This window comes from Roseibium sp. ROS1, from assembly GCF_054658215.1.
In genome coordinates, this window is the sequence record NZ_BAAGIG010000029.1 from 1 (window position 1) to 690 (window position 690).

A 690-nucleotide genomic window follows, 5' to 3' on the forward strand; every position below is an offset into this window, starting at 1 on the left:
ACGGGCCAGAACTACGCCTTCCAGTTCCATGTTTCTGACAAGCCGCAATCGCCGGGCAACTACCTCATGTTCGCCCCGACCGGCGGCGGTAAGTCTACCTTGATCCTTCACCTTCTTGGCGGACTTGCAAAGTTCCACGGTGTGCGGAACTACGTCTTCGATTCCAAGGACGGCGCACGCTTCATGATTGAGGCGTTCGGCGGGATCTATCAGGGCTATCAGGACTTAGCTCTCAATCCTCTCGATATCGATCTCACCGACAAGTCCGCCCGGCACCGGGTGCGGTTGATCCTGCAAGCCATGCTTGGCGAAGCGTTCGATGAGGATATGGACGACTATCTTCATGCCGCGCTCGACATGGCCGCCGAGCTGGAACCGGGCTTGCGCACGCTGGATAATATCTATGGTGCGGCCTTCCCGGCTCAATCGGAGATCCGCCGTGCCTTTGCCAAGTGGGTGAACGGTGAGGACGGAGCCGAGGGCCAGTTCAGCCACGTCTTCAACGCCCCGCGCGATCAGATCACCGGGTTTCTGCAAAAGTCGTTTCTTGTTGGCATCAACATGAACGAAGCCCTGATGGACCCGGTTCTGGGGCCGCCAGTGGTCGCGCATATCTCCGCTGCGATTTCCGCAGCCGCGAAACACGGCGAAGGCGGTTTTTCCATCTTCATCGATGAGGCGGCGAACCTC

The 690-nt window shown here is 58.8% G+C and carries 1 pseudogene; it reads left to right on the forward strand.

From position 1 onward, the window contains the following. Positions 1–690 (forward strand): annotated as a pseudogene (locus tag ACYQ6M_RS30350) (VirB4 family type IV secretion system protein); the annotation flags it as partial.